The organism is Gemella haemolysans, from assembly GCF_901873445.1.
GTDB classification, from domain to species: Bacteria; Bacillota; Bacilli; order Staphylococcales; family Gemellaceae; genus Gemella; species Gemella haemolysans_C.
In genome coordinates this window covers 1-8,209 of the sequence record NZ_CABFLN010000048.1, presented here as the reverse complement: position 1 = coordinate 8,209, position 8,209 = coordinate 1, and the positions used below count along the sequence as shown (strand labels likewise).

Genomic DNA, 8,209 nt, shown 5'->3' with positions numbered 1-8,209 from the left:
GAAGAGGCTAAACGCGGCGGACTGTAAATCCGCTCCTTAGGGTTCAGTGGTTCGAATCCACTTCTTCCCACCATTCTAATATTGGGATATAGCCAAGCGGTAAGGCAACGGACTTTGACTCCGTCATTCCCCTGGTTCGAATCCAGGTATCCCAGCCATGAGCCATTAGCTCAGTTGGTAGAGCATTTGACTTTTAATCAAAGGGTCGAAGGTTCGAGTCCTTCATGGCTCATTAATTGAATAAAAGGCTAATTATTTAGCCTTTTATATTTTTGGCCCGTTGGTCAAGTGGTTAAGACACCGCCCTTTCACGGCGGTAACACGGGTTCGAATCCCGTACGGGTCATCTTAACCAAGTCGTAACTTTTGTTACGACTTTTTTTTACAATTAAGTTTTATAAAGATTAAAGAGCAAGTCTAATTATACTAGAATTGCTCTTTAATTTTATTTTTTTAATTCTTTTGCTGTGAAGCTAAGTGGTAATACTTCTTCAAAAAAGTTGTATACTTCATATTTATTTTTTGATGTTCCTAGAATTAACTCAAATTCTTCATCTGCAAATTCCGAAATAACTTGTCGACATACTCCACAAGGTGGACAGTAATTCTCTAAATTCCCATTAGGACCACCTACAACTGCTATTTTTTTAAATTTTGTTACACCTTCACTAACAGCTTTGAATATTGCAGTTCTTTCTGCACAGTTAGTAGGAGAATAGCTTGCATTTTCTATATTACATCCAGTGTATATTTTTCCATTATCTGCGAGTATTGCTGCACCAACTTTAAAGTTTGAATATGGAACGTACGCAAATTTTGTAGCTTCTATAGCGGCTTCTACTAGTGTTTGATTTATATCTTCGTAGAATTCATTTTTTTCCTTTAATAATTTCATAACTGAATCAGCAACACCACCTTCAGAATTTGTTTTTTCAGTGATGAATTTAGCATTTTTCTGTAGATCTTTATTTCCATTTTTCATCGCAATACTATATTCAACTATATCTAGCATTGCTTGATCATTTAGATTATCACCTATAGCAATAGCATTTTTTAAGTTGATATCATGTACATCAGCGACTATTTTTAATGCTTCACCTTTTGTAGCTTTTTTGTCCATAATTTCGACGTTATTAGCCCCTGATGATGTAACACTAATATTATCATTTCCTGAAAGTAGTTCAGTAGCATGTTTTAATTTTTCTAAATCATTTGATATACCGATTACTTTAATAGCAGGATTATTTTCTTGATTTAAGTATAACTCTATATTATCAACTTCTGTAATGTGTCCTAATGCAAGTCTATTTCTAGCTTCTTGTCTTAAGTGCTGTTCATTTGGTTCTTCGCCATTTGCTCGTATTAGATCGATATATGCAGTTATATCAGTTTCTATACTATTTGTATAAATGGTATTTTTTGTATAAAGTTGATAGCTTATTTCTAAACTTTTTAATATTTCAATTGTATAGTATAAATCTTTTAATTTCATTGGAGTAATATTAATTATATTCCCATTCTTATCGTATATTATTCCTCCGTTGAAGCTTATAACATCACATTTTATATTTTCATCGTTTAATGCTGGTAGTGCTTCATAATAGGCTCTTCCAGTAGCTACTACAAATTCTATTCCATTTTTTTGAGCAAATTTAATAAGTTCTATATTATTTTGAGGAATTTTATGATTACTATTTAGTAAAGTTCCATCCATATCACTAGCAATTAATTTTATCATGTAATTATTAGAAATACGATATATTATCGAATCTCATACCCCTTTCTTAAGTGTAATTTGATTATAACATAAGTACAAATATATTGTAAGTATTTATCGTATTATACTTATTTTTTGAGTTCAATTTCTATTATAAATTGCGTATTTATGATAAGATAGAATGTAACTATATTGTATGTAGAGAGTGATAAAATATGATAATTAGAGATATAATAAAAAATAATAACTTAGAAGAAGTATTTTCTAACGTTAAAATTGGTTTAGAAAAAGAGGGGCAAAGAATCTTAGAGGATGGTACAATTTCAAAATCAGATCATCCAAAAGTATTTGGAATACGTCATGAGCATCCATATATTCAAACTGATTTTGCAGAATCACAAGTTGAATTAATTACTACTCCAGAAAATAGTGAAAGAGATGTTCTTAGAATATTAAACGCAGTTCATGAGATTACACTTAAACATATGCCTAATGATGAATATATCTGGCCGCTAAGTATCCCAGCAATATTACCAGACGAAAGTGAAATAAGAGTTGCTCAATTTGAAAAAAAATCTGATGTGGAATATAGAGAATATTTAGTAGAAAAATATGGTAAATATAAACAGATGGTTTCGGGTATTCACTACAATTTTCAACTTGATGATAAATTTATGGAAAAGGTAGCTGAAATTACTAAAAAAGATTTAGTGGATGTAAAAAATGAAATTTATTTAAAGTTAGCAAGACAATTTATAAGATATCAGTGGATCTTAATATATTTATATGGAGCGTCTCCACTAGCAGAAGATAAGTATTTTACAAATGGAGTGAAACCTAGTGATTATGTGCGCAGTTTACGTACTAGTCGCTATGGATATGTTAATGATGAGGATATCAAAGTATCGTACAGTTCATTAGAAAAATATATTGAAGATATAACTGGATATGTAAAAAATGGAAATCTAATAGCCGAGAAAGAATTTTATTCTAGTGTTCGATTCAGAGGAGCGGATACTATAGTGAAATTCCTAAAAGAAGGTATAAAATATATGGAGTTTCGTCTGTTTGACTTGAATCCATTTGCACCTTTTGGGATACTAGAAAAAGATATTAGATTTGTTCATTTATTCTTAAAAACATTAGTTTGGCTAGAAGAGGTTGATAAAGAAACTTCAGAATCTTTAGGATATGAATATAGTGAAAATGTTGCGTTAGCTCATCCATTTAATAATATTCCTTATGAAGATGAGGGAGTATGGTTCCTAAATAAAATGAAAGAATTAGTTGAGGAGCTAGGATTATTTAAGAGTGATGTTGAACTAATTGATGAGAAAATCAATGAGCTTAAAAATCCTGAGCTAACTCTTGGAGCGAAATTATTATCAGAGTATGAAAAAGATAATAATATTGCAAGAGTTGGAGTAGAATTAGCTAAGAAATATAAAGAACAGGCATTGCAAGAATACTATTCATTAAGTGCATATGATAATATGGAACTTTCTACACAAGCAGTAATTGAGGATGCTATAAAAAATGGAATTAAAGTTACCGTAATTGATGAGAATGATCAATTTATTCGTTTAGAAAATAAAGGTCATGTAGAGTATGTAAAGAATGGAAATATGACAAGTAAAGATAGCTATATTTCTCCATTGATTATGGAAAACAAAGTAGTCACTAAAAAAGTTTTAGATGAAAAAGGTTTTAGAGTGCCTAAGGGGTATGAAGTTTCTAGTTTAGAAGATGCACTTCAAAAATTTAATTACATAAAAAATAAACCGATAGTTATAAAACCGAAAAGTACTAATTTCGGTTTAGGCATAACAATTTTTAAAAACGGAACAAGTTCGATAGATAATTATTCAAAAGCTATTGAATTTGCACTAAAAGAAGATAAAGATATATTAATAGAAGAATTTATAGAGGGTACAGAATATAGATTTTTTGTCATTGAAGGAAAAACTGAAGCAGTGTTATTAAGAGTTCCTGCCAATGTAGTTGGTGATGGAAAACATACAATTAGAGAATTAGTTGAGATAAAAAATTCTAATCATTTAAGAGGAGATGCTAAAAAAACTCCACTGAAAAAAATTGAATTAGGAGAAATTGAAAAATTACAATTAGCCGAACAAGGATTAAATTTTGATTCTATATTACCAGAGAACAAGATTGCATATCTTAGAGAAAATTCAAACATAAGTACAGGAGGAGATTCAATCGATATGACAGACTCGGTTCATGATAGTTATAAAAAGTTAGCTGTAGAAATTACAGATGCTATGATGGCAAAAGTTTGTGGCGTTGATTTGATTATTCCAGATATAACAGAAGAAATGAATGGAGAAAATTACGGAGTAATAGAGGCTAATTTCAATCCTATGATGATGATGCATATTTATCCACATTCTGGAAAATCTAGAAGATTATCGTTAAATGTATTGAAAATGTTGTTCCCTGAAAGAAGTATTAAATAATAAAATTATGATTAATTGAAAATTAATAAAAAAGATAGTATTAATTAGGTACTATCTTTTTTTATATTATACAAAAGAATCAACAATAATATGAAAATATGAAAATAATATTTTCATAATATTATTTTTAAAATATATATTTACATGAAAGATAGCCAAAATGTTGTTTAATTTTAGTTGCAAGAGTGGTACTAATAGTTTTTATATTTATATTATAAAAAATATATATTTTTTATATGATTCAATAAAACAGAAATCGATTTCTATATTTGTAAAGTGAGAAACTAAAACATTTACAAAAAAATTAATAAATGATATAATTTATTTGTATGCAAAGGTATACACGTCATAATAAAATAAGTATTATATAAAAGGAGGTACTAAGATGGTAGGAATTATCATCGCGAGTCACGGTGAATTCGCTGCTGGAATTAAACAATCAGGTTCTATGATTTTTGGTGAACAAGAAAAAGTAGAATCAGTTGTATTCATGCCTAGCGAAGGACCGGAAGACTTGCAAAGAAAACTTCAAGAAGCTATTGCAAAAGTAGATTCTGAAGAAATTCTTTTCCTTGTCGATCTTTGGGGTGGAAGTCCATTTAACCAAGCTAACAAGTTATTTGAAGAAGCACCAGAGAAAAGAGCAATCGTAGCAGGATTAAACTTACCTATGCTTATTGAAGCATATGCTAGTAGATTCACTATGACAACAGCTCACGAGATTGCAAAAGCAATCACACCAACAGCTATTGATGGGGTTAAAGTTCGCCCTGAAGAACTACAACCTAAAGCAGAAGTAGCTGAAAGCACAACAGCTGCACCACAAGGAGAGATTCCTGAAGGTACAGTGTTAGGAAACGGGAAAATTGACTTTGTATTAGCCCGTATCGATACTCGTCTACTACACGGACAAGTTGCTACTAACTGGACAAAAGCAACTCATCCAAACAGAATTATTGTAGTTTCAGATTCAGTATCAAAAGATGAATTACGTAAAAAACTTATTGAGCAAGCAGCTCCTCCAGGAGTGCGTGCACACGTAATTCCGTTAGATAAACTTGTTCAAGTTTATAATGATCCAAGATTTGGTGATACAAAAGCATTATTATTATTTGAAACACCACAAGATGCTCTTGCAGTAATCGAAAAAGGAGTAGAGATTCTAGAATTAAACATTGGTTCTATGGCTCACTCTGTTGGAAAAGTTCAAATTAACAACGTATTATCATTAGATCAAGAAGATGTAGAAGTATACAAAAAACTTCGTGATTTAGGTGTGAAATTTGATGTTCGTAAAGTATCAAACGATTCTCCATCAGATTTATTCAAACTTATTGAAGCTAAATCAAGTGAAGGTTTAAAATTATAATTTAATAAAAATTAGGAGGACACTATGGAATTTAGTATTCTAGCAGTTATATTAGTCCTTATTGTTGCATTATTAGCTGGTATGGAAAGTATCTTAGACCAATTCCAATTCCATCAACCAATTATTGCTTGTTCTTTAATCGGTTTAGCAACAGGACATTTATCAGAAGGTATTATTTTAGGTGGAGCTCTTCAATTATTAGCACTTGGATGGGCTAATATTGGGGCTGCGGTTGCTCCCGATGCAGCTTTAGCATCAGTAGCATCTGCTATTATTTTCATTAAAGCTGGTGATTTCTCAGCTGAAGGACGTATTATTGCTATCGCAACAGCTGTTACATTAGCTACAGTAGGGCTTGTACTTACAATGGTTGTTCGTACATTATCAGTAGTTATCGTTCACCAAGCTGACCGTGCGGCAGAACACGGTAACTTCCGTGGAGTTGAATTCTGGCACTACGTAGCTCTTGCAGCTCAAGGATTACGTGTTGCTATTCCAGCAGGATTATTAATGTTCATTCCATCATCAGTAGTTCAAAAAGCTCTTGAAGCTTTACCAAAATGGTTCACAGAAGGTATGGCAATCGGTGGAGGAATGGTAGTTGCAGTTGGTTTTGCGATGGTTATTAACCTAATGGCAACTAAAGAAGTATGGCCATTCTTCTTCTTAGGATTTGCATTAGCACCAATTAGCCAATTAACACTTATCGCAACAGGTATCATCGGATTATGTTTAGCAATTATCTACTTAAACCTTTCTAAAAACAAAGGTGGCGGCGGAGGTGGAAATACTTCATCTGGAGATCCACTAGGCGATATCTTAAATGATTATTAAGAAGGAGGAACTACAAAATGTCAGAGAAAAAAATTACATTAAGTAAAAAAGATCGTCGTAGCGTAATGTTACGTTCTCAGTTCCTTCAAGGTTCATGGAACTATGAACGTATGCAAAATGGTGGTTGGGCATTTGCTTTAATCCCGGCACTAAAAAAACTATATCCAAATAAAGAAGATGCTACACAAGCATTAAAACGTCACTTAGAGTTCTTTAACACTCACCCATATATTGCAGCACCAATTTTAGGGGTTACACTTGCTTTAGAAGAAGATAAAGCAAATGGAGCTGATATCGATGATGCGGCAATCCAAGGGGTTAAAGTTGGTATGATGGGACCATTAGCAGGTATTGGGGATCCAGTATTCTGGTTCACAGTTCGTCCTATCCTTGGAGCTATCGCAGCTTCATTAGCAACTGGTGGTTCAATTATTGCACCATTATTCTTCTTTATCGCATGGAACTTAATCCGTATTGGATTCTTATGGTATACACAAGAATTCGGATATAAAAAAGGTTCTGAAATTACAAGTGACCTTTCAGGTGGTATTTTACAAACTATTACAAAAGGAGCTTCAATCCTTGGGATGTTCGTAATGGGTATCTTAGTTCAACGTTGGACTAACATCAGTTTCCCATTAGTAGTTTCTAAAGTACAATTAGATGAAAAAGCATTTATTCATTTCCCAGAAAAAGGTACACACATTACTGGTGAAGTATTACAAGATATTGTTACAAAAGCAACAAGTGGTAAGTTCTCATTAACACCAGAAAAAGTTACAACATTACAAGATAACTTAAATCAACTTATTCCTGGATTTGCAGCGTTATTGTTAACATTCGTTTGTATGTGGTTATTAAAACGTAAAGTAAGCCCAGTAGTAATAATCTTTGGATTATTCGCTTTAGGTGTAATTGCTCACGTAGCAGGTGTAATGTAATAAAGTTTAGGAGGTTGAGGCAAGATGTCTCAACTTCCTTTTTAAAGTTAGTAAAGAAAATAGAGTGGAGGTCTTAGTTATGGTAGTATCAATGAATACTAAGGTAGTTTATACAACGAAAGCTAATTGTCTTACTGGATCAATTGGGAACAAACATGGAGATGTTATGGTAGGAGATAAAGCTTTTGAGTTCTATAATCATAGAAATCCAGAAGATTATATTCAAATACCTTGGACTGAGATTGAAAAAGTACGAGCACAGATGTTTTTTAGAGATAAATATATCAGAGGATTTTTTATCGATACAAAAAGAGCTGGGAGTTTCAATTTTATAGTCAAAAATTCTGGAAAATGTTTAAAAGAAATGAGAGAATTTATTGGTAATGACAAGATAGTAAGGAATAAACCAGTATTATCATTAAAAAAATTATTTAGAAAAAAAGATTAATACTTTGATATTAGTCTTTTTTTAATTTTAAAAATATTTTCATGAAAACGCAATGCAAACAGCATATTTTTCTTGAATTTTCTGAATATTTATATTAAACTAATATAGTATTCAAGAAACAGTATTATAACACCTTATAGGTGTACTAATTTCAAAAGAGAAAGAAAGAGGTAAATCAATGGAACTATCGCCAAATTCGCCTACTCGAAGGCAAGGTATAATTATGTTTGCACTGCTAATTACAGCATATGTAGTATTTGCTACAAACTGGGTAGCAGGATCGAACTTATCAAAACAAATTACAGACCACTATTTTAATGGAGAGAAAGTATCTCCTATAATTTCTGAGGTTGTAAACTATACAATTACTATAGCAAGAATTATAGCAAACTTATTAGCTGCGTTTATATTAATTAAATTACA

The 8,209-nt window shown here is 31.7% G+C and carries 6 protein-coding genes, 3 tRNA genes and 1 pseudogene; 9 read left to right on the top strand and 1 reads right to left on the bottom strand.

All coding sequences use genetic code 11. The annotated features are described in order from the left end of the window. Positions 1-82: 82 nt before the first annotated feature. The 3 genes from JX287_RS06405 to JX287_RS06395 all read left to right on the top strand — a co-directional run bounded on the left by JX287_RS06405 (position 83) and on the right by JX287_RS06395 (position 346). Positions 83-158 (top strand) — tRNA-Gln (locus JX287_RS06405). 1 nt (position 159) lies between these two features. After that, a tRNA-Lys gene (locus tag JX287_RS06400) sits at positions 160-232 on the top strand. 42 nt (positions 233-274) lie between these two features. Next, positions 275-346: transfer RNA gene (locus tag JX287_RS06395), tRNA-Glu, on the top strand. A gap of 99 nt (positions 347-445) precedes the next feature. Here JX287_RS06395 and JX287_RS06390 read toward each other — a convergent pair. Then, the gene (locus JX287_RS06390; RefSeq protein ID WP_204643775.1) at positions 446-1,738 is read right to left on the bottom strand and encodes a cytidine deaminase; all 1,293 of its coding nucleotides are present in this window, start codon (positions 1,736-1,738) and stop codon (positions 446-448) included. 194 nt (positions 1,739-1,932) lie between these two features. On the opposite strand from JX287_RS06390, the gene gshAB reads away from it, so the two are divergent. From gshAB to JX287_RS06360, 6 genes and pseudogenes are all read left to right on the top strand, one after another. Beyond that, entirely contained in the window at positions 1,933-4,194 is a 2,262-nt protein-coding gene (gene gshAB, locus JX287_RS06385; RefSeq protein WP_204643773.1) for a bifunctional glutamate--cysteine ligase GshA/glutathione synthetase GshB, read from the top strand. 385 nt (positions 4,195-4,579) lie between these two features. After that, positions 4,580-5,563 carry a mannose/fructose/sorbose PTS transporter subunit IIA gene (locus JX287_RS06380; protein ID WP_204643772.1) on the top strand — a complete coding sequence of 328 codons (984 nt, stop codon included), beginning with the start codon at positions 4,580-4,582 and terminating at the stop codon, positions 5,561-5,563. Between the two features lie 24 nt (positions 5,564-5,587). Beyond that, entirely contained in the window at positions 5,588-6,397 is an 810-nt protein-coding gene (locus JX287_RS06375) for a PTS mannose/fructose/sorbose transporter subunit IIC (RefSeq protein ID WP_204643770.1), read from the top strand. A 17-nt stretch (positions 6,398-6,414) separates the two neighbouring features. Next, positions 6,415-7,338: a PTS system mannose/fructose/sorbose family transporter subunit IID gene (locus tag JX287_RS06370; RefSeq protein WP_060914264.1), complete on the top strand. Its 924-nt coding sequence runs from the start codon at positions 6,415-6,417 to the stop codon at positions 7,336-7,338. A gap of 79 nt (positions 7,339-7,417) precedes the next feature. Beyond that, the gene (locus JX287_RS06365; protein WP_204643768.1) at positions 7,418-7,786 is read left to right on the top strand and encodes a DUF956 family protein; all 369 of its coding nucleotides are present in this window, start codon (positions 7,418-7,420) and stop codon (positions 7,784-7,786) included. A 178-nt stretch (positions 7,787-7,964) separates the two neighbouring features. Continuing rightward, positions 7,965-8,209: pseudogene (locus tag JX287_RS06360) on the top strand (MFS transporter); the annotation flags it as partial.

Excerpts from the sequence above, each read along its gene's own strand:
- JX287_RS06390 (WP_204643775.1), bottom strand. The coding sequence starts at position 1,738 with ATGATAAAATTAATTGCTAGTGATATGGATGGAACTTTACTAAATAGT.
- gshAB (WP_204643773.1), top strand. The coding sequence starts at position 1,933 with ATGATAATTAGAGATATAATAAAAAATAATAACTTAGAAGAAGTATTT.
- JX287_RS06380 (WP_204643772.1), top strand. The coding sequence starts at position 4,580 with ATGGTAGGAATTATCATCGCGAGTCACGGTGAATTCGCTGCTGGAATT.
- JX287_RS06375 (WP_204643770.1), top strand. The coding sequence starts at position 5,588 with ATGGAATTTAGTATTCTAGCAGTTATATTAGTCCTTATTGTTGCATTA.
- JX287_RS06370 (WP_060914264.1), top strand. The coding sequence starts at position 6,415 with ATGTCAGAGAAAAAAATTACATTAAGTAAAAAAGATCGTCGTAGCGTA.
- JX287_RS06365 (WP_204643768.1), top strand. The coding sequence starts at position 7,418 with ATGGTAGTATCAATGAATACTAAGGTAGTTTATACAACGAAAGCTAAT.